The 21,039-nt window shown below is 37.9% G+C and carries 22 protein-coding genes; 14 read left to right on the top strand and 8 right to left on the bottom strand.

All coding sequences use genetic code 11. From position 1 onward, the window contains the following. Positions 1–62 precede the first annotated feature (62 nt). The gene (locus tag ACE3RB_RS04605; protein WP_232722592.1) at positions 63–497 is read left to right on the top strand and encodes an META domain-containing protein; all 435 of its coding nucleotides are present in this window, start codon (positions 63–65) and stop codon (positions 495–497) included. Between the two features lie 103 nt (positions 498–600). Here the strand turns inward: ACE3RB_RS04605 and ACE3RB_RS04600 are convergent, their stop codons facing one another. From ACE3RB_RS04600 to ACE3RB_RS04585, 4 genes are all read right to left on the bottom strand, one after another. After that, entirely contained in the window at positions 601–1,017 is a 417-nt protein-coding gene (locus ACE3RB_RS04600) for a hypothetical protein (RefSeq protein WP_374463129.1), read from the bottom strand. Positions 1,018–1,023: 6 nt separating this feature from the next. Next, positions 1,024–3,546, bottom strand: coding sequence for a beta strand repeat-containing protein (locus tag ACE3RB_RS04595; protein WP_374463128.1), 2,523 nt, complete (start codon positions 3,544–3,546; stop codon positions 1,024–1,026). A 6-nt stretch (positions 3,547–3,552) separates the two neighbouring features. Beyond that, positions 3,553–4,026 (bottom strand): T9SS type A sorting domain-containing protein, encoded by a 474-nt coding sequence (locus ACE3RB_RS04590; RefSeq protein WP_374463127.1) that lies wholly within the window; start codon positions 4,024–4,026, stop codon positions 3,553–3,555. Between the two features lie 146 nt (positions 4,027–4,172). Beyond that, positions 4,173–4,880: a LytR/AlgR family response regulator transcription factor gene (locus tag ACE3RB_RS04585; protein WP_374463126.1), complete on the bottom strand. Its 708-nt coding sequence runs from the start codon at positions 4,878–4,880 to the stop codon at positions 4,173–4,175. Positions 4,881–5,073: 193 nt separating this feature from the next. Here ACE3RB_RS04585 and hflX point away from each other — a divergent pair, with 193 nt between their 5' ends. The 10 genes from hflX (at position 5,074) to ACE3RB_RS04535 (ending at position 14,551) form a co-directional block, all read left to right on the top strand. Beyond that, entirely contained in the window at positions 5,074–6,297 is a 1,224-nt protein-coding gene (gene hflX / locus ACE3RB_RS04580; protein WP_002982307.1) for a GTPase HflX, read from the top strand. Then, positions 6,297–6,932, top strand: coding sequence for a DUF4919 domain-containing protein (locus ACE3RB_RS04575; protein WP_374463124.1), 636 nt, complete (start codon positions 6,297–6,299; stop codon positions 6,930–6,932). The genes hflX and ACE3RB_RS04575 overlap by 1 nt, the downstream gene beginning before the upstream one ends. Before the next feature lie 20 nt (positions 6,933–6,952). Continuing rightward, positions 6,953–8,239 (top strand): cation:proton antiporter, encoded by a 1,287-nt coding sequence (locus tag ACE3RB_RS04570; RefSeq protein ID WP_374463123.1) that lies wholly within the window; start codon positions 6,953–6,955, stop codon positions 8,237–8,239. A gap of 20 nt (positions 8,240–8,259) precedes the next feature. Next, positions 8,260–8,976, top strand: a complete 717-nt coding sequence (locus ACE3RB_RS04565; protein WP_374463122.1) for a DNA alkylation repair protein — start codon at positions 8,260–8,262, stop codon at positions 8,974–8,976. A gap of 131 nt (positions 8,977–9,107) precedes the next feature. Next, positions 9,108–9,776, top strand: coding sequence for a hypothetical protein (locus ACE3RB_RS04560; protein WP_374463121.1), 669 nt, complete (start codon positions 9,108–9,110; stop codon positions 9,774–9,776). Positions 9,777–9,793: 17 nt separating this feature from the next. Continuing rightward, positions 9,794–10,981, top strand: coding sequence for a hypothetical protein (locus ACE3RB_RS04555; protein WP_374463120.1), 1,188 nt, complete (start codon positions 9,794–9,796; stop codon positions 10,979–10,981). A gap of 59 nt (positions 10,982–11,040) precedes the next feature. After that, the gene (locus ACE3RB_RS04550; RefSeq protein ID WP_374463119.1) at positions 11,041–11,811 is read left to right on the top strand and encodes a hypothetical protein; all 771 of its coding nucleotides are present in this window, start codon (positions 11,041–11,043) and stop codon (positions 11,809–11,811) included. Beyond that, complete coding sequence (locus tag ACE3RB_RS04545; protein WP_374463118.1) at positions 11,812–13,050, top strand: hypothetical protein; 1,239 nt, start codon at positions 11,812–11,814, stop codon at positions 13,048–13,050. Positions 13,051–13,075: 25 nt separating this feature from the next. Next, on the top strand, positions 13,076–13,414 hold the full coding sequence (locus tag ACE3RB_RS04540) for a DUF6122 family protein (protein WP_374463117.1): 339 nt from the start codon (positions 13,076–13,078) through the stop codon (positions 13,412–13,414). Between the two features lie 66 nt (positions 13,415–13,480). After that, positions 13,481–14,551 (top strand): calcium:proton antiporter, encoded by a 1,071-nt coding sequence (locus ACE3RB_RS04535; RefSeq protein ID WP_374463116.1) that lies wholly within the window; start codon positions 13,481–13,483, stop codon positions 14,549–14,551. A 126-nt stretch (positions 14,552–14,677) separates the two neighbouring features. On the opposite strand, the gene ACE3RB_RS04530 is transcribed toward ACE3RB_RS04535, so the two are convergent. After that, positions 14,678–15,058 (bottom strand): group III truncated hemoglobin, encoded by a 381-nt coding sequence (locus ACE3RB_RS04530; protein WP_374463115.1) that lies wholly within the window; start codon positions 15,056–15,058, stop codon positions 14,678–14,680. Positions 15,059–15,168: 110 nt separating this feature from the next. Between ACE3RB_RS04530 and ACE3RB_RS04525 the strand changes: the two genes are divergently transcribed. From ACE3RB_RS04525 to ACE3RB_RS04515, 3 genes are all read left to right on the top strand, one after another. Next, positions 15,169–16,140, top strand: coding sequence for an ion channel (locus tag ACE3RB_RS04525; RefSeq protein WP_374463114.1), 972 nt, complete (start codon positions 15,169–15,171; stop codon positions 16,138–16,140). Next, positions 16,141–16,629 carry a YkgJ family cysteine cluster protein gene (locus ACE3RB_RS04520; RefSeq protein ID WP_374463113.1) on the top strand — a complete coding sequence of 163 codons (489 nt, stop codon included), beginning with the start codon at positions 16,141–16,143 and terminating at the stop codon, positions 16,627–16,629. A 278-nt stretch (positions 16,630–16,907) separates the two neighbouring features. Further along, positions 16,908–17,207, top strand: a complete 300-nt coding sequence (locus ACE3RB_RS04515) for a hypothetical protein (RefSeq protein WP_041461964.1) — start codon at positions 16,908–16,910, stop codon at positions 17,205–17,207. Between the two features lie 216 nt (positions 17,208–17,423). Here ACE3RB_RS04515 and gdhA read toward each other — a convergent pair whose 3' ends face one another. The 3 genes from gdhA to ACE3RB_RS04500 form a co-directional block, all read right to left on the bottom strand. After that, complete coding sequence (gene gdhA / locus ACE3RB_RS04510; RefSeq protein WP_131437063.1) at positions 17,424–18,782, bottom strand: NADP-specific glutamate dehydrogenase; 1,359 nt, start codon at positions 18,780–18,782, stop codon at positions 17,424–17,426. A gap of 190 nt (positions 18,783–18,972) precedes the next feature. Continuing rightward, on the bottom strand, positions 18,973–20,082 hold the full coding sequence (gene dprA / locus ACE3RB_RS04505) for a DNA-processing protein DprA (protein WP_374463112.1): 1,110 nt from the start codon (positions 20,080–20,082) through the stop codon (positions 18,973–18,975). Positions 20,083–20,115: 33 nt separating this feature from the next. Next, positions 20,116–20,883, bottom strand: a complete 768-nt coding sequence (locus tag ACE3RB_RS04500) for a rhomboid family intramembrane serine protease (RefSeq protein WP_002982351.1) — start codon at positions 20,881–20,883, stop codon at positions 20,116–20,118. Positions 20,884–21,039 lie beyond the last annotated feature (156 nt).

The raw sequence follows: 21,039 nt of genomic DNA, 5'->3' as shown, positions 1-21,039 counted from the left end.
TAATTTACTAATTTTTACGAGATTCTGTCCCGGAATGGTACGAAAATGGGATGATAGTCCGCATGAAAAAGATACTATTACCACTTTTTGCAGTTTTAATTTTAGGAGTTGTTTTGAATTGCTCTGCAATACCGGATAAAAACCCATCTCTCCAAAGACAGTGGATGTTGATTTCTTTAGATGGTTTTTCAAAAGATCAGCTTATTGCCCACAAAGCAGAAATGAATCTTACGGCTGCTATTGTTGATGGTAAAATTCAGGGGAGTGCTTATATGGGATGTAATCAAATGTCTTTTATATCTGAATTTAAAAAAGGAGGAAAGGTAAAGATTTCAAAAGGAGTCAGTACGATGAAAGCCTGTCAGGATATGGATCTTGAAACATCTTTTCAGAAAAAAATTGAAACCATGACCAGGTATTCTGTCGAAGGACATTTCCTTACTCTGTCCGATGATCACGGTCATACAATGAGATTTGTAGCTGCTGATTGGGATTAATAGCCAGACATTAATATAAAAAGTCCGCTCTTTGGCGGACTTCTTTGTTTGAAAAATCTAGTTTGGTTATCAGCTTTTTTGCGGTTATTAGCTTTGAGAGTTATTAGTTTTTAGGGATAGTTTTCTTTATTTCTTCCAGAGTTGCTGTGTTGGGCAGCCCGGTAACAGTCGCTTTTGTGTTCCTAGAATTTATATTGTGATATGCCTGTCTGTTGGGAATTGTTTTTTTGATGTCTTCAAGACTTGCCGTATTGGGAAGAAGATTTTCCGAATTACCGGAAGAAGCTTTGGGTTTGGAATCCTGTTTTTTAACAGCTAGCCCATGATCAGAAGGGAGTCCGGTATTTAAAGTAGTTTTTTCATTATTTTCTTTAGCTTCCTGCATGAGTTTAGCCTGCTGTTCCTGTGCCTGCTTTACAACCAGTGTCTGATCTTCTTCTTTAGGAGCGACCTTTTTATTTTCCTGAGCATAGATAATGGTGCTTAAAAATAATAACGGGATAATATATGCTATTTTCATGACGGTTTATTTTATGTTGACTAATACTTGAATTTTTCCGATCTCTTTCTGGTCATAATCCTGAAGCGCTTTTCCGATGACTTGCCCTATTTTTACCTTTTTAATACTGGCCTTCATTGCAACAGCTGGCATAGATGAAGTTACCAATAAGTCACCTCTTTTTATCTTTCCGTTCTCAAGACATACCTTGGTAGGAATGACACCAATGACTCCCATGGGAGCTTTATTGGAAATATCAGTTTCTATATTTTCCTCTGTGAGAAGTACACCAGGTTTTGTGGCATACACTCCGGCAACAAGATTTGAATAGGGAGTTGAAGACTTTTCAACAGTCCGGTCTGTTTTTGTTGATATTACAAGAATGTCACCGGGCTCATATTCAGAAATTTTCCCATTGACATCAAATGCTTCGGCAACGTCAGCACCACTGTTTTGTGTACCTCCGTTAAAAAATCCTTGCCCGGCAGAATTGATTCTGGCCACATTTACTGTTCCCGGATTTCCAGATTTAAATACCGCAATAGATCCGTTGCTATGGGTTTCTACTGTAAGAGGCGGGTTTGTATTGGCTGTATTGAAATTAACAAATCTTGCAGCCCGGCCATTACCGAAATTAGGAATCCATGCAAAAATGGCATTTCCTGTTCCGTCTGCTGTGGCTTCCACTCCGTCTCCGCTATTGGAAGCATTGGCGGTGATACCATTACCGTTACCATCTGCAATGGCAATCAGTGCAGGTCCATTACCTGCCGGATTACTGGCGTGGAATAACCCTGCATATCCTCCCGTACCGGAAGATATTCCATAAATTCCTGCCGTACCGAAATTGGCAAACTGTGAATTGACTTCTCCTCTCACCGCAGGCGAAGTTCCGGTAACCTTATCTACTTTAAAATTACCTGCAATACCGTTTCCCACCGTCTTCGCTGTTATTACATCACTTGTATTAGCGTCATTGAAAATTTCAAATCTTCCGGCACGTCCTGTAGAAAAAGAAGGTACCCAAGCATAAAGAGCATTTCCGGCCCCATCAATATTGGTCTCGACTCCGTTTCCGTCCTTACCGGCATTAGCGGTAATTGCATTTCCGTTACCATCTGTAAGCGCAATTAATGAAGCTCCGTTTCCTGCAGGATTTGATGCATAAAATAAACCGGCACGTCCTCCTGTACCTGAAGAAACTCCAAAAATAGCGGCCGCACCAAAATTCCCGAAAATAGTATTAACCTCTCCTCTTACGGCTGCTCCCACACTATTGGTATTATTGACCCGGAAAGAAGCTGCATTTCCCTGAGTGTTATCCGGAATGTTCCCGTTTCCATTGGTTTCTACTTCAACGGTATTTCCCGTGATATTCGTTTGGTTAAAGTTTTCAAATCGTCCGGCACGTCCTGTACTGTTATTGATACCTACCTGCCCGTAAACACCGATACCGGTTCCGGACGTATTGGTGGCTACAAAACCTCTCACACCATATCCACCTCCGTCATTTCTGCCTACCACAGCTCCTGCAATATCACTGGTAGTTCTGCCCACTACTGCTTCGCCGCCTCCGTTGTTATCTCCTACTACCCCGGCTGAAGTAACTGCAGAAGTCATTCCGTGTACCCCAAATCCAGCTGCTGTAGAACTTCTTACTCCGGCTCCGTTTCCTGAAGTGGTAACATTTACAACCGTACCATTCCCTACACTGGATGCACTGAGAGCAACATTATTATTCGCGTTGTTGAAAATTGAGATGCTTACAGGAATTCCGTTATTACTGGTAGCAGTAAGACCGGTTCCTGTATTACTGTTGGCATAAACCCCGATTCCGTTAGCACTGGCATTACCATATACCCCTAATCCATTTGGGGTAACTCCGTATACACCCCATCCGCTTCCGGCCTGGCTTCCGTAAACCCCGACTCCAAGTCCTCCTGTTCCGTTATTAATACCACGTACAGCACTGGAAAATCCACCGGGAGAAGCACTGTTTACAATTCCTCTTACTGCAGAAATATTTGATGTGGTCGTATTATTTACTCCTTCAAGGGAAGCACCATCTCCATCGTTGATCAATGAAAATAAAGTAGAAGCATTATTAACACTTGTGCTGTAAGGAATGACAAAGCTTCCGCCTCCGCCACCTGCAGATTTGGCATACATAGCATAAGGCACACTCAGCAGCTGGCTGGTTCCTGCTATGGTATAGTTGATTCCTCCGGCAGGATCTGTTTCCGTTTTTAAATAATAGCTTCCTGCGGGCCAGTCAATGGTAGAGAATGTTCCGGTAAGTACAGTTCCCGTTCCTATTTCAAGACTGATAAGCCCGTTGGCATTGGTGTTCCCGGTGAGCCTTTCAGAGTAGACTGCGGCTCCGGCGGGAGATCCCTGTAAAATGCTTACTTTCACAGCAATAGCTTGATTGGCTAAAAGTTGTCCGGAACCGTTTCTCATGACAGCCTGGTAGCTCATTTTTTCCGGAGCCTGAGAAAGTCCCATAAAGAAACCGGCCAGGATCCAGAACAGTGATAATATTTTTTTCATGGCGTTTTATTTTTTAATGATTTTAAAAGTTTTAATATTTTCTCCATTTTGAGTAATCCTGATGATGTACATGGCTGAAGGAAGTGAGGAGAAATTAAGCTCAGATTTTGATTGTGAAATCTTATCTTTCTTTACCAGTTTTCCCTGGCCATCGAATAGCTGATATTCTGATCCTTTAAAATTATTTGAGGTAAAATCCAGATACAGATAATCTCTGAAAGGATTGGGATAGAGCAAAATGCCAGACAATTCAGAAGAATTTTCAATGGTGGTAAGGGTGATGATTTCGTAAGGCTGTTGAACGCCTTCCAGCACTTGTCCTGTTCCTTTTTCCAGATAAGCCAGCTGGCCTACGCTGTAAGAAACAAAACCATTAGCTGCTGATGTATCCAGTCCGGTTGCCAGAACTGCAGATTGAGCGTGCAGTATAGGGATGGAAAAGACAGACAGAATAATACAGTAAATAGATATTCTTTCCATGGATAACAGTTTTGGTGATTAATAGATGTGTTTTCTGAGGGGAATTTGGGAAGACTAAATTACCACGAATCTCAATCAGATGACAGGAAAATAGACCAACGGCAGAAATAATCGTATGAATAACAGCTGAATCTTTGTATAAACTTTTAAGGATTAAAAAAGGAAAGATTATCCTTGTAGGTTCGGCCGATAGGTAGCTTTATTTGATGGGCAAGCTCTATTTCATGACAGCTTTTCCCACGGATAAGATGGCGTGGGACGGCATAGCTTCTGTGGATTCTGACAAAGGAATCAAAACAGTTTTTTTGCAGAAGACTTCCCAGGGAATTTAAAATGCAGTGATTTTTTTCCAGGGTAATGATCCTCGTATAATCTTTCAGAGCTTCCAGGTACAGGATATCTTTCATCTTAATCTGATAAACATGTCCGCCTTCTTTTATCTTGAGGCAGTTTTCACCTGTCATGGCATCGTAGCATTCGCATTTTTCCTTTACTTCAAAAAAATCAAAAAGCTTCTCCATAGAATAATGGAATCGTTCTGCGGTAAGAGGCTTGGTAATAAAATCTAAAGTGTTGATTTCAAAGGCCCCTGCAGCCAGTTCGGGATGTGAGCTTACAAAAATACACGCAGGGATTTTATGGGCCAGTTTGCGGAATTCAAGCCCGTTCATACCATTTAAATTAGTTTCGGTAATCAGAAAATCAACAGGAAGGTCAAGATAAGGAATAGCCTTTTCTGCAGAGTCAAAAGAGGCAACAATTTCAATATTCTGATATTGCCTGATATAATGCTGAAGAACCAGCCTGTCCAGTTCATCATCATCAATAATCATACATCTGATATGCGTAATCATGATATTCCGGAGATTAGTTTTTGATTTAAATAATTAAAAATCAGAAATTTATTATATAAAGTTATTGATTTTTTATACATCCTCCATCAGTTAACTTAAATTTATATTAAAATCTGTTATTAAATAAAAATTGATTTTGTTTTTTTTCTGAAAAATATTAACTTGTAAAAATCATAAACATAGACAGAACTTAATGCTAGAAAAGAAAGAACATAACTATGAGAAAGCGGTCCTGGTGGGTGTTATTACCCAGAATCAGGACGAAGAAAAACTGACGGAGTATTTGGATGAACTTGAGTTTTTAGCTTTCACAGCAGGAGCAACCGTACAAAAACGTTTTACCCAAAAACTGACTCAGCCTGACTCCAAAACCTTTATCGGAAGCGGAAAAGCCATTGAGATAAAAGAATATGTAAAAGAAAACGAGATAGGAACAGTCATTTTCGATGATGAACTTTCACCTTCACAGCTTAAAAACCTTGAAAGAGAAATGGAAGTTAAAATCCTTGATCGTACCAACCTTATTCTCGATATTTTTGCCCAGAGAGCACAGACTTCTTATGCAAGAACTCAGGTAGAATTAGCCCAGTATCAATATCTTTTACCACGATTAACAAGAATGTGGACCCACCTTGAGCGCCAGAAAGGGGGGATTGGGATGAGAGGTCCCGGTGAAACGGAAATTGAGACTGACCGTCGTATTATCCGTGACAGAATTACATTACTGAAAGATAAACTTAAGACAATTGACAAGCAGATGGCTACCCAGCGTAACAACCGTGGAAAGGTAGTTCGTGCCGCTCTGGTAGGGTATACCAACGTAGGAAAATCTACTTTGATGAATTCTATTTCAAAATCTGAAGTCTTTGCAGAAAATAAATTATTTGCAACACTGGATACCACAGTAAGAAAAGTAGTGATCGGAAATTTACCGTTTCTGCTTACAGATACGGTAGGATTCATCAGGAAATTACCGACCCAGCTGGTAGAATCTTTTAAATCCACTTTGGATGAGGTTCGTGAAGCAGATCTTCTGATTCATGTGGTAGACATTTCTCATGAAAGCTTTGAAGATCATATTGAATCTGTAAATCATATTCTGATGGAAATCAATGCACATCAGAAACCTATGATTATGGTTTTCAATAAAATTGATGATTTCAGCTATGAGAAAAAGGATGAAGATGATCTTACACCTTCAACCCGTAAAAACATCTCTCTGGAGGAATGGAAAAAAACATGGATGGCAAAATCAAAATACCCAACGGTTTTCATTTCTGCCTTAACAAAGGAAAATTTCCCGGAAATGAAGAAAATGATCTACGATGAGGTCATGAAGATTCATATTTCCAGATTCCCGTACAATGATTTCCTTTTCGAATATTTCGATGATGAGGAAGAAGAAAGCAACAATTAATGAAATATCACTTTTTCCTTTTATTCATCCTGTTTTCGGTTTTTGGTTTCAGCCAGAAATCAAAAATTGATTTAAAAGCTATTGAGAAAAGCCTCAAAAATTCTGATTCTCCTTACAATTACGAGAAGCTTATTTTTAAGTTTAAAGGATATCCGAAATCTTTAGACAGTATAGAATCACAATACCTGTACTACGGAAGAAACTTCAGGGACGATAAGGTAAGCACATCAGAAGACCGATTTAAAAATCTTGTGGATGCTTTTAAGCAGAATAATTTTGCAGACTGCATCAAGCAGGGAAAGGCATTGTATGATAAAGATCCTACAAACCTGGACATTTTACTTATTATGCTCAGGGCATATGATTCTTTAAAGGATGGAAGCAACTTTATCCATCACCTGAATCAGTTTCGTGCGCTCACTGACGGCATAAAAGGCTCAGGAGACGGGAAATCTGAAAAAACGGCTTATATCGTTAATTCTGTAGGGGATGAATATATCCTGCTCAACATTCTGAATGTAGGACAGGATTATAAAAGGAGTTCAAAGCCGGCCAAAGATGGCATGTTTGACATCTGGGAAAAAGATGGAAAGCAGATTTATATTAAAATACTTTATTTGGAACTAACCAATTAATCTCAAAATAAAAACACTTAGTGGAATTATATTATTCATTTTCAGCATTAATCGTATTAGCATCAATATTTGCATATCTTAACTACAGGTTCTTAAAACTTCCGAGTACCATCGGAATTATGGTGATAGCTATTGTGGTCTCTATTTTTCTGGTAATGTTCGGGGAAACAGTACTTCCGAGAACTTTCGGACACCTTCACAATCTGATGAACAGCATCGACTTTACAGAGGTTTTGATGGGAGCTATGCTTAATTTTCTTCTTTTTGCGGGAGGAATTCACATTAATATTAATGACCTGAAGGAACAGTTCCGGCCGGTATTGATATTTTCTACGGTAGGTGTTGTTATTTCCACTTTTGTAGTAGGTTTCGGGATGTTTTATTTACTGCCTTATGTAGGGATTAATCTTCCTTTTATCTACTGTCTTGTTTTTGGAGCGCTGATCTCGCCTACAGATCCCGTTGCGGTTCTGAGTGTCCTGAAACAGGCAAATGTTTCCAAATCACTGGAAACAAAGGTTGCCGGAGAATCCCTTTTCAATGATGGTATGGCAGTAGTGGTCTTCACCGTTGTTCTGCAGCTTGCCATTGGAAAAGAAGTGGATCTTGGAATTGAAAACATAGGTTTACTGCTGCTGAGAGAAGCCGGAGGAGGAATTTTGCTGGGCGGATTGCTTGGATGGGTGACTTCCAGACTGATGCGTGAAGTGGATGACTATATTATTTCCGTGCTGGTAACACTTTCCGTTGTGATGGGAGGGTATCTTATTGCAAGGCAAATGCATATCTCCGGACCATTGACGATGGTTGCCGCCGGATTATTTATGGGGAATTTTAATGTGAGATTTAAAATGAAATCCATCACTCAGGACTATCTGATCAAATTCTGGGAACTGATTGATGAAATCCTGAATGCCGTATTATTCCTGTTCATCGGATTTGAGCTCCTGATGATTAAAGATCTCAGACACTTCATGATTCCTGGCTTGGTTGCCATTGTGGTAGTTTTATTGGCAAGATTTATTTCTATCTGGGGACCTTCAAAATTTACTTCTCTGAGGAGAAGTTTCAGTCCGCAGACCGTAAAAGTTCTCGTTTGGGGAGGTATCCGTGGGGGAGTGTCTATTGCATTGGCGATGTCTATTCCTAAAAGTGAATACAGCCAGATTATCTTAAGTATTACCTACTGTGTAGTGGTCTTCTCAATTATTGTTCAGGGACTTACCATTGCTAAAGTAGCCAACCCTAATAAGATTGCCAAAGAGGAAGAAGAGCAGGAGAATATCGCTGTAGAAGAGAAAGCTTAAACGTAACAGACATTCGGAATATGAGTATTGTAAAAGAGATACAGGAAGCATTAGCTGTTCTTTCCATCCCTGAAAAGGCAGAATTCTTTCCGAGATTTTTTAAAACCGGAAAAGGAGAATATGGCGAAGGCGATTTGTTTCTGGGAGTAAAAGTTCCTGATCAACGCTCGGTTGCAAAGGAATATTACCCTAAAATAAGCCTGCAGGAACTCAGCATCTTACTTTCTTCAGAATACCATGAGCATAGATTAACGGCTCTTTTTATGCTGATTTCAAAATTTGAAAAAACAAAAGATAAAGCTGTAAAAGAAGAAGTGGTTGCTTTTTATCTTGATCATCTTCCTTATGTCAATAACTGGGATCTGGTAGATTCTACCTGTTACAAAATCTTAGGCAGGCATGCTTTTGAAAATCAGAAAGAAAACCTCCTTAGAGAACTTTCAGAATCTGAAGAGATGTGGCATAAGAGAATCGCTGTAGTGGGGACGATCCATTATATAAAAAAAGGTTCATTTGATCTTACAAAAGAATTCGTAACCAGAAATATGACGCATCCTCACGATTTGATGCATAAGGCAAACGGTTGGCTGCTTAGGGAGATGGGAAATAAGAATGAAGGCGAGCTGATCAGCTATCTGAATTCATATTACAAAGAAATGCCGAGAACCTGCCTGCGTTACGCTATAGAAAAGCTGGATGAGGACCTCCGCCAGGAATATCTGAAAGGACGTATTTAAATACAATAAAACTACAATCGCATTGTTCCCGTATTAAAAGGTACCGGAAAACAGCTATTTATGCTCAAAAAATAAAAGATTGTAAGGTTGTAAGGCCGGAATTGAGTAATTTTGTGCTTTTAAACCCAATCATGAAAAATTTTCTCAGATTATTTCTTCTATTTCTGCCTTTACTATTTCTGACAAGCTGCTTCGATATTCTTGATAAAGTGAATGTGAAAGCTGACGGTACTGGAGAATATACCATAATTCTAAATGCCAGCAAAAGCAAAACAAGACTGGCTTCTATCTCCAAAATGGAAACCATCAACGGGAAGAAAGTTCCCAAAAAGGCGGAGATTGAAAACAAGATCAATGAAGCCGCAAAAATTTTTAAGGCAACTCCCGGAATCAGCAATGTGAAAACATCCATGGATTTTGATAATTATATCATCAGACTCAGCTGTAATTTTAAAAAAATTGAAAACATCAATGCCGGACTGGAAAAATTAAAAGCCCAGAATATATTAGGCAAAATGGTCCCTACTCAGGTCTATAGTCAGAATCCTGAAAAAAAGACATTCACCAGAAATAAAGTGAATACTTTTAAGGCTGATTACGACAAATTGAGTAAGGCAGACAAAGAAGTTTTTAATGATGCAAAATATACTTCCATCATGCAATTTGAAAATACGGTGAAATCACAAACCAATAATAATTATATACTTTCACCAAATAAAAAAGCACTCAAACTGGATGCTGATATCCTGGATCTGATTCTTCAGAAAAAACAAATCCAAAACACAATTCTTTTTCAATAAATTTCTAAACTATAGTCATGAAATCTATCTTATTAAAAACACAAAAAATTATTTTCGTACTTTTTGGTTTTACGTTGGTTTTAGCCCAGAACAGCATGAAGATCCCTTCTGATGCTGTATTTTATATGGAGGTCAACGGAAAGCAGCTTAATAATAAAATCAACTGGAATAAACTGAATCCTTTGCTGCATGAGCTCAGCAAAAAAAGCAAAGAAAATCTTTCATGGACAGATTACTCCAAAACAGGAATCAAATACGATGCTGTTCAGTATCACTATGCAAGCTTCAATGATTCTATTAAGACGTATAATACCCACTTTATCATCGATAATAAGGAAAAGTTCCGGGAATTCATTAATTCAGTGAAGAAAAAAGGGCAGGAAGTTTCCAGCAGAAAAAACTATTCTTACGTAGATATCAATGATGATGTTTTTGTGGCATGGAACGGAAGCCGTGCAGTTCTCAGCATGATCAGCTATACCAAACCTTATAAAGACATATGGGCTACAGAAGCCGTTGCAGACAGTACTTCGGTGGTAGCCGCAGACAGCGTTGCTGTGGATGCAGGGGATACAGCTTATACGGATGAACCGGAAAAACCGTTTGATTATAAAGAGGAAATCAAAAACCTGAAGGAGGATATTAAATATCTGAAAGAAAGCATTAAAGATAACAACAACGAAATCGCAAGAATTCAGAAAGATATTAAGTATCTCCAAAAACATCATAAATACCCTGAAGAAAAGGAAAGCGCTGAAAGCCCTGAAAATGGAGAAGAGATGCCTGATACCGCTTATGACGAGGAAGAAGAAAAAGCTTTTCAGAAAGAGCAGGATTCTATCCGTAGAGAAAACTTCATGATTGTTAAAAAGAATGCCGAAGAAAGGTTTGATCAATATTTCAGTTCCAATTTAGAAATTGAAGTTCCTAAAGAAATGCTGAAATTCCGGGACTCCAATTCTGATGTTTTTGTGTACACAGACTATGGAAGAATTGTTAATGAAGGAATTTATGGTAAGATGACGAAATTCTATAGTTATGATAAGTTTTTCCGGAATATGTATGATTCCAATTATTCATACAACTTGTATTTTGATAAGGATAAAGTAAGGCTGGTTAATCATTATCAGCATAAAAATGCTGATATTCAAAAGAATATTGCGGCTGTTTATAAAGGTAAAAAAACAAAAAACTGCTGGAGCTGATCAATGAGAAAAGTGTTGGTTACTATGCCATGAATGTCAACGGGGCAAAATGCTTTGATATGATGTACAGTCTTCTTCAGAGCTCCGGGGAGAACGAATACAAAAAAGAAATGGAACTGATCATGGAAACGATGAAAATTGTTCTGGATGAAGAAGCCATTACGAAAATAGCTCCCGGAAACGGAATATTCGTTTTGAATGAACTGAAATCCAAAACAGTAGAATATACAGATTACGAATATGATGCTGACTTCAATGAAAAAGAAGTAAAGAAAACCAAAGAGATTGCTGTTCCTAACTTTACTTTCGCTTTCGCAACGGAAAATGAAGGCTACTGGAACCGTATTTTTGATGTGCTGGCAACCAACAAGAAATTTTCTAAAAGATTCTCTAAAAAAGGAAATCTGTACACATTCAAAGAAGAGAAAGACGGAGGATATATTGACCAGCTGTTCTTTACGGTAAAAGACGGGATAGTATATCTGATGAGTTCTGCCGACAATATTTTATCCGTAAGCCAGTCTGAAATTTCCAGAAAATGGGCAAAGGATTCGGCCAAATACCCTTTGTCAGGAAGGCTGGATATCAGGAAGCTTTTGACAGGGTTAGATAAAGAATTCAAGAGTGCGAAAGAAAGAAGAGCACTGGATGCTGTCAGAAAAAATATGGGAGAGTTATACTATAAAACGGAAGTAGAAGGAGAAAGCATCCGTACTGAAATGGATTATAATATCAAAGACTCTTCAGAGAACAGCTTAATGTATTTCTTTGATATATTCGATCAGGTTTTTAAAACAAAAGAAACAGAAAAGAAACCACAGATTTTATAGATGAATAAAAAGAAGATTATTGTCCCATTACTTTTATTGCTGGTTGTTGCAGTATATTTTACAGTTTTTCGTAAAGATAAAAAACTAAGATATATTCCTCAGAATGCAGATGCGGTTGTTTTAATTGACACTAAGAAATTAACGGGACAATATCTCTTCAGCTGGCTTACACATCCCTCAGTATGGTCCGGAAGTAAAACAAAAAGTAAAAGCTCCGGCCCGGCTAAAGACTCAGGAGTCAGAGTTCCTGATTTTTTACAGATTTTCCATATTAAAGATACCAGATTTTCGGAATGGTATACCATTTTAGAACTTAAAGATCCACAGAAATTCATTATTTATTTAAAGAAGCAAAAGTTTACTGATAAAGGAAATAACTGCTTTCAGAAGGGCCAGATCTTCCTTAGGGTAGAAGGAAACAATTGTATTGCAGGAACTTCTGATTCTGCTTTTAAAACGATTCATAAACAGGTTCTTCATCCTTCCGCAAATCATATTTGGGATGCAGATCAGCTTATTCACAATACATTGGGAAGTATTTCATTCATTTCCGGAAAGAAAATTCAAAATTTTTCTATTGAACTGAACGATGATGAAATTGAAATCAGGAATAGCTCAGATTTTGAAATTTTTAATGATATCGCTTCAAAAATTCAGAAAGGAAATCATTTTCTTGAACTGGAACTTGATAAAGAAAACATCAGAAATTTTACCCGTTTTTTCAATAAAGACACTGCGGATTCCTTACAGGCAAATTCCTTGAAAGCCGTTGCTGATCTGGAGCAGGTTAATGATACCATTATCAGTTATGAATATGATGACAACTTTAATGAAGTGGAAAAAAAGACCTTTCAGAAGATTATACAACCCAATTATATTATTGATCTTCAAAGCGATAATGCCGTAAAAATATGGGAGTATTTCCAAACTAAGAAATGGATCAATAGTGAAAATCAATTCACGGCTATTCCCTTCCAGCCTAATAAGATCAGTTTGAATAATAATAGGGTTGTCATACAATCGACCTGGAAACCTGTAAAGTTATCACCTCAGTTAAACGAAAATTACTTCCTGATCAGGAATAATGCTTTGCTCTATTCATCTTTAAAATCATTGACTGACATTGAGAAAAAAGTTATTTCAGATATTGACTATGTGATGTATGGAAATAGAGCACAGAATTATTGGCTAAAAATAAAAGCAAAGAAAGGAGATTTACTCCTAATTTTGCGGTGGTAATCTAAACTGAAAATATATACCATTAATGGCTCCATCTGAAATTGCTCTGCTTAAAACATGTACGCATTATTTTTTACATTTTGTGTTTCCGGTATTTATAGCATTGGTTTTTTATCCTAAGAACTGGAAAAAAGTGTATCTCATTTTATTGGCAACAATGCTGGTAGATCTGGACCATCTTTTTGCCAATCCTGTTTTTGATCCGTCAAGGGAAAGTATTGGTTTTCATTTTTTACATTCCTATTATGCTATTGCGGTGTATTTTTTGATGCTGTTTTTCAGAGGCAATATCAGAATCATAGGAATTGGGCTTCTGCTTCATATGCTGACAGATTATCAGGATTTTAACTTCTGGCCTCATTAAAATAACATTAATAATTTCTTTTGATATTGAAAATATTATAGATTTTTTGTATTTTGTAGTCACTTTATGAGACTTAGAGAATTCTTACATTACACCTATATTTTTCCTCTCCTTGCGGTAGGGTATTACTTTTCCGGACTGATGGGAACGGGAGTTCTTTATGATATTCTTGCAGGTATTTTATTAATCGGGAGTGTTTTATCAGCAGTGCATCATGCTGAAGTTGTGGCCCATAAAGTAGGGGAGCCTTTCGGAACTATTATCCTGGCTCTTTGTATCACCATTATTGAAGTAGCGCTGATCATCTCGCTGATGGTTGCCGGCGGAGATCAGGCGATCACGCTGGCCAGAGATACTGTTTTTGCCGCCGTAATGCTTATTCTTAACGGAATTCTGGGGATATGTATTCTTGTCGGAGGTGTTAAATACCATGAGCAGTTCTTTGCAAGAACCTCAGCCACTACTTATCTGGTAAGCATTGTTTCCATTCTGGTGCTTACGCTGGTCCTTCCTAATTTTACTTCAAGTGTTAACGGACCTTTCTATAACGAAGCTCAGCTTATTTTTATATCCATAGCATGTCTCATCATTTATGGTATCTTCCTGATGGTTCAGACGGTGCGTCACAGAAGCTACTTTATTGTTCCTGATGAACATCCGGAGGAGCATTATATTCCTACATTGGTCAAAACTCTGATAAGCTTTGTTTTCCTGCTTATTTGCCTGGCAATTGTAGTGCTTATGGCAAAAGGATTATCAGGCACGATTGAGAATATGGTAAGAAGTCTGGGAGCGCCAAAATCTCTTGTAGGAGTAATTATTGCAGCCGTTGTTCTCCTTCCTGAGGGAGTAGCTGCGATCCGTGCAGCACGGGCTAACCAGATTCAGTCCAGTTTAAATCTGGCATTAGGATCCGCATTGGCAAGTATCGGATTAACTATTCCTGCGGTGTCAGTGGTTTGTATTATGTATGATATACCATTGGTGCTTGGCCTGGACAAAAAAGACGTTATTTTGCTCTCTTTATCCGTATTTATCGTAATGCTTTCCCTGAGTCGCGGAAAAACGAACATCCTGTACGGGACCGTTTTATTAGTGAATCTGGCAGCTTATATCTTTACAGTAATTGTTCCTTAAGAAAAGATGGTAAAAGACATAATCGAAAAAATAATCACAAATCTGTTGATTAGCAAAAATGTCAGACCTTAACCCCTGATCTTGTAATTCTTATCGCATACCACGAATCCCGGATCCCGAGGCACGTTACAGCCTTCTGGCCAGATCCATTTTGAAAGCCATCAGCTTTGCTATATTTTCGGATTTGTAGATCGCCATGTCAGCATTTTCTCCCACGAAGTTTTCTTCAATGGTCGTCCTCCAGAGCTCAAGCCATCTGTTAAAATGTTTCTGCTCCATAGCCTGTATCTCATTAATCGGGAAGTGTACCACCATAGGATTTCCTTTATAGGTCATCTGCCCGAAAAGGATAGACTCCCAGAAAGAATACATTTTAGGAAGATGTTTGTCCCAATCTACTTTAGCGATATCATTAAAAAAGAATCCTATGGTTTCATCTTTAACTACCTTTGCATAAAATGAGTTGACAAGGTGTTCAATGTCCTCTCTCGATTCCAGTTTTTTCATACTTCAAATGTACTCCAAAATCGATTTAAAACTCAAATGAATCAGTTGATAAAATTCATCAAAACAATATTTTATCTTTGCATCACAAACGGTAAGAAAATGCTATAAAAATGACAAGAGGATTCAGAAAAAAGATCCGTCAGAAAAATGCGGAGAACAGTGGTTTCGGGACCAATGCATCCGGAAGATTTATCAATAAGGACGGTCTCCCGAATGTTCAGAGAAGAGGTGTCAATGTTTTTAACAGGCTAAGCTGGTATCACACCATGCTGAATCTTTCTTCATTCCGTTTTATTTCCTATCTGGTTATTGCTTATATTCTTGTAAACCTGGCTTTCGCCATGATCTATTATCTGATCGGCGTGGAACACCTTACCGGCATCGACAAAAGTGATCCGCTAAACGAGTTTATTGATGTTTTTTTCTTCAGCTCCCAGACCTTTACCACAGTAGGGTACGGAAGAATAGCACCGGTAGGTTTTTTGGCGAGCCTTGTGGCCACTTTTGAAGCTTTTCTGGGATTGCTTACCTTTGCCATTGCAACCGGTCTTTTTTACGGAAGATTTTCAAGGCCGCGGGCCTATCTTAGATTTTCCGATATTGCGATTATTGCTCCTTTTCAGGAATCTTCTGCATTAATGTTCAGGCTTGCCCCATATAAAAATAATGCATTAACGGATGCTGATGTGATTGTATCTGCAGCTATTGAAGTGATAGAAAACGGAGTTGCCAAAAGCAATTTTTATAGGCTTGAAACCCAGCTAAGTAAGATTAATACCTTAGCGCTCAACTGGACTGTGGTGCATAAAATTGATGAGAATTCTCCGTTTTATGGCTTTTCCGAAGAGGATTTTAAAAATACGGATATTGAACTCATCGTGCAGGTGCGTGCATTTGATGAAGTATTTTCAAACACTGTGGTTCAAAGATCCTCATATACAACAGGAGAAATTGTATACGGTGCAAAATTTGTTCCGATGTATTACCCCAATAAAGAAAATCTTTCAACGGTGCTGGATCTGGATAAAATTAATGAATACAGGAGAGAAGAGCTTCCGGATGCTGTAAGAAATAAAGAATAAATGAATTTAGATTTTTATAAAAAACAGGCTATACAAAAGCAGAAAGAGCACAAGAAATTTCTGGACGGATTAAAGAAAAAGCCGCCCAAAAATCTTGACTATATAGTGCAGGAAACCCATGATGAAGTTTTTGAGGAGATAGATTGCCTGCAGTGTGCCAATTGCTGCAAGACAACCGGCCCTCTTTATACAGAAAAAGATATTGAACGTATTGCCAGACATCTGCGAATGAAGCCTGCAGACTTTGAAGCTAAGTTTTTAAGAGTAGATGAGGATAATGATAAAGTACTGCAGCATCTTCCCTGTTTTTTCCTGAACAGTGATAATACCTGCTCCATCTATGAAGTAAGACCAAAAGCCTGTCGTGAATACCCGCATACTGACCGGAAGAAGATTTACCAGATTAATAATTTAATGCTGAAAAATACGGTGATCTGCCCTGCAGCATTTGAATTTGTAGAAAAAATGATGAAGAATATAGGTAAGTAACCTGGTGAGCAGGAAGATGGAAAATGGGTGCTGAAGCACTCATTGTTGATAGTAAAACTGTTATTTCTTTGATTTTAAACTTAATTAAATAATCTGTTGAATTGTTTTTTCACTTTAAAATCTTCCTGCTTCCAGCATCACTCTTCCAGCCAAATCAAACGAAATTATTTTTGCAAATTCCTCTTAAATAATCATAAAGTCCGTTAAATAAGCAGTTTACACATAATTTTATAAATGATGCTTCGTTTAAGTTAAACAATCATTTAAATATTATCATTATGAAAAAGTTATTTTTAACGGCAGCGTTTACATTAGTCGGAGTAATCGCAGTATCAGCACAATCAACAACCCAGAAGCCGGCAGATACTTCTACTAATAACACTACGACAACTCAAACCCAACAACCGAATACCCAGACTACAAGTCCTTCGGATCCGAAAACCCAGGAAAAATCACCTGCAACTACAACGGAGACTGCACCAGCAACAGATCCGTCAGTAAGTACAACACCTACTGATGCAACCAAGCCTGCAGATACTCCTAAAGAGGAAAAGAAAGACAAGAAAAAGAAAAAGTAAAAGCACTTTAGCAAACACTAGTCGGAATCCTGAAATCTCGTATTTCAGGATTTTTTTGTTTTACCCTTTTTTATTAACCGGAACCTTTTATGAAAATAAAAAAAGCGCTGCATTTAGCAGCGCTTTCTCCTTTCACTTTTTACTTTTTTCCCATTATCCCGGGAACAGGCTATATCAAAAAAGGTCGGGAATTTTTCCCAACCTTTGTATTTTTTGTTACACAACTCCTTGAGCCAACATTGCTTCTGCTACCTTTACGAAGCCGGCAATATTTGCACCTTTTACATAGTTTACATAACCGTCCTCGTCTTTTCCATAGTCTCTGCAAGCCTTATGGATACCGATCATGATTTCCTTTAATCTTGCATCAACTTCTTCAGAAGTCCAGTTAAGACGGATAGAGTTCTGAGTCATTTCTAATCCTGATGTAGCAACACCTCCTGCGTTGGAAGCTTTACCAGGAGAGAATAATACTTTATTGTCTAAGAAATAGTTGATGGCATCTAATGTAGAAGGCATGTTAGCCGCTTCTGTAACACAGATACATCCGTTTTCAACTAATTTTCTTGCATCATCTAAATCTAATTCGTTTTGGGTTGCAGAAGGGAATGCAACATCACATTTTACTTCCCAAGGACGTTTTCCGGCGTGGAATTCAGCAGAAGGATATTTTTTAGCATAATCCTCAGCTCTGTTGTTTCCTGAAGATCTAAGTTCTAATAAATAATCGATCTTTTCTCCGCTGATACCATCTTTATCATAGATGTATCCGTCAGGACCAGAGATAGTTACTACTTTAGCACCTAGTTCAGTTGCTTTTTTGATAACTCCCCACGCAACGTTTCCAAAACCTGATACGGTTACGGTTTTACCCTGGAAATCTTGTCCGATTGTCTTAAGCATCTGCTCAGCGAAGTATACTACACCATATCCTGTAGCTTCAGGACGGATCAGTGAACCTCCGTAAGCAAGACCTTTTCCTGTAAGAACTCCGGTAAATTCATTTCTGATTTTCTTATATTGTCCGAATAAATACCCGATTTCTCTTGCTCCAACTCCGATATCTCCTGCAGGGACGTCTGTTTCAGGACCAACGTGCTTACATAATTCTGTCATGAAAGCCTGGCAGAAACGCATTACCTCCATATCAGATTTTCCTTGCGGATCAAAATCTGAACCTCCTTTACCACCTCCCATCGGAAGCGTTGTTAAAGAGTTTTTAAATACCTGCTCAAAAGCTAAGAACTTAAGAACGGATAAGTTTACAGTAGGGTGGAAACGGATTCCTCCTTTGTATGGCCCAATAGCAGAGTTCATCTGAATTCTGAAACCTCTGTTAACCTGAATTTCTCCTTTGTCATCAACCCATGGAACTCTGAAAATAATAATTCTTTCAGCTTCAGCCATTCTTTCAAGCAGCTTCATTCCGGTATATTCTTTTTTCGTAGCAATGAATGGAATTACAGTTACGGCAACTTCTTTTACAGCCTGTAAAAACTCCGGTTCGTTAGGATTTTTTGCTTCAATTTTTGCAATAAACTCTTGGATTTTCTGGTCAATATTATATTGTTCCATATATTAAGGTTGAATATTATTGTCAACAAATTTAATTTTTTTTTCAAGATTCACAACACCATATTTTAACATTGTTAAAAATTAAATAATAATGTTTCGTAATATTATTAAATTGATAATTTATCTTCAAATTTTATTAAAAATGAAATGTTATGTATGAAATAATGCAATATTAAGAAATCGTTAAATATCAAATCGCTATAAATTGCCTCCCGGAAAACGATTTTACTTTCCCTAAAAGCTCCAATTCCAAAATTATTGGTAAGATTTTGTGAGTGGAAACAGCAATTTTTTGTGCAAGATCGTCCAAAGAAATATGAGGGTATTCTTTAATAGACTGATATATTAAATGCTGATTGTTAGTTAATTGTATAGCTGTTTCACTATAAGGAAATAACTCTGCGGTTTTTTCTTTAGGATCATCAAATTCCAATAGACGGACAATATCTTTGATGGTAGAAATTGCCGTTGCTTTATTATGGAAAATCAACTGATTACACCCTTGACTTGATACATCTGTGATTTTTCCGGGTAAGGCAAAAACATCGCGGTTATAATCATTGGCAAAGGCAGCTGTGCTTACCGAACCGCCTCCAAAACCTGTTTCTACCACAATTGTAGAAGGAGACAATCCGGCAATAATTCTGTTTCTCTGAATGAAGTTCTCCCGGTCAGGTTTTCTTGAAGAGCTGAACTCCGTTATTAATGCGCCTCCCTCATGTAAAATTTTCTCAGAGAGCCTTCTGTTTTTTGCAGGATATAAATATTGAAAGCCATGTGCTAAGACCGCTACAGTAGGTTTCCGGTAATGAAGAGACTGTTCATGAACTTCTTTGTCAACGCCTAAGGCAAGACCACTCACAGAGGTATATTTTGAAAACTGGGTTGCTTCAAAGAAGTTTTCAATAAACTGCCGGCCGTAATCTGTCATATTCCGGGTGCCTACAATACTTACTTTTGGATGTGTGTCATGAAGTTCTCCTTTTTGATAAAGAATAGCAGGTGCATCATTGCATTCATTAAGAAGGAAAGGAATTTCATTATGATGTTTCAGCCTGATCCTGATATTATTTTTTTCGCAAAAATTTAATTCTTCTTCTGCGAATTTCAAATGAGCTGCATTTCCAATATCGGAAACGGTTTTTTGTCCTATTCCTTCGAGCTTTTTATACTCTTTTTTTGCTATTTTCCATGCTTCCCGGGCACTTCCGAAAGTACGGACAAGTTTATGGAATTGAATATCGCCAATCTGGTTGCACTCGCGGAGGGCGATGGCATATAAGTATTCTTCGGAGATCATGTGTGTTTTTTTTCAAATGTAGTGAAATAAGTTTTATCTCTTCCTCAATTCATCCAGATGATCCCAGATATCATCTTTTTTCTTGTAAGGAAGTTCCATAAAATCTTCAGGATGGTTCTCCTTGTATTCCTGCCACAATTTATCATCCTTTTCACTATAGTAATTAGGGAATTCCCAGATGAATTTTTTCTTTTTTTCTCCAACATTTTTAAAAGCAAAGGCAATGATACTTCCTACTACAGCTCCGGAAAGGTGTGCCTGCCATGAAATTTTACTGGGCTCCTCCATATTGTAGAAAAGTTCTTCCGGAAGCATTCCCCATACCAAACTTCCATAATATAGCACAACAAGCATTGAAATGGTCAGAAGTTTCGTATTCCATTTGAATACCCCGCTGAAAAAAAGGAAAAAAGCAAGTACATATACCACACCACTGGCTCCGATTGTGCAGGTGTACATATATTCGCCGGTGAGAATGTCAATAGGAGGAAGAAGCCATACCAAAAGTCCTGTTGCCAGCCACCCGATAATAAAAACCTTGTTGGCGACCAAAGGATAGAACTGATACAGCAAAAACATAAGTGCTGCTATCGGAATGGAATTTCCTATGATATGATCAATATTTCCATGTAAAAGAGGCGATGTAATGATGCCAAGTAATCCCTCGGGCAAAAGAGGAATAATGGCTCCAAAACAGCTTTGAAAGAAGCCCTGCATTTGTAAAAAATACCCGAACCACATTGCTGAAAGCATCAGCAGCGGATATATAATCGCTCTTTTGGAAATTACATTCTTAAACATGCGGATTTTACGTCAAATCAAAAGCCAATGATAAATTTCGGAAAATTTGTCGATGAATGAGTTTCTACTTACCTGATTTTAAGACAAAAGGTATCAAATTTAATTTTTAAGCTTATTATTTGGCACTGATTTTATAGAAATACCTTGTTGTTAGGT

The sequence above is a fragment of the Chryseobacterium sp. genome (assembly GCF_041914225.1).
Classification (GTDB): Bacteria; Bacteroidota; Bacteroidia; order Flavobacteriales; family Weeksellaceae; genus Chryseobacterium.
This window is presented reverse-complemented; position numbering and strand designations above follow the sequence as displayed.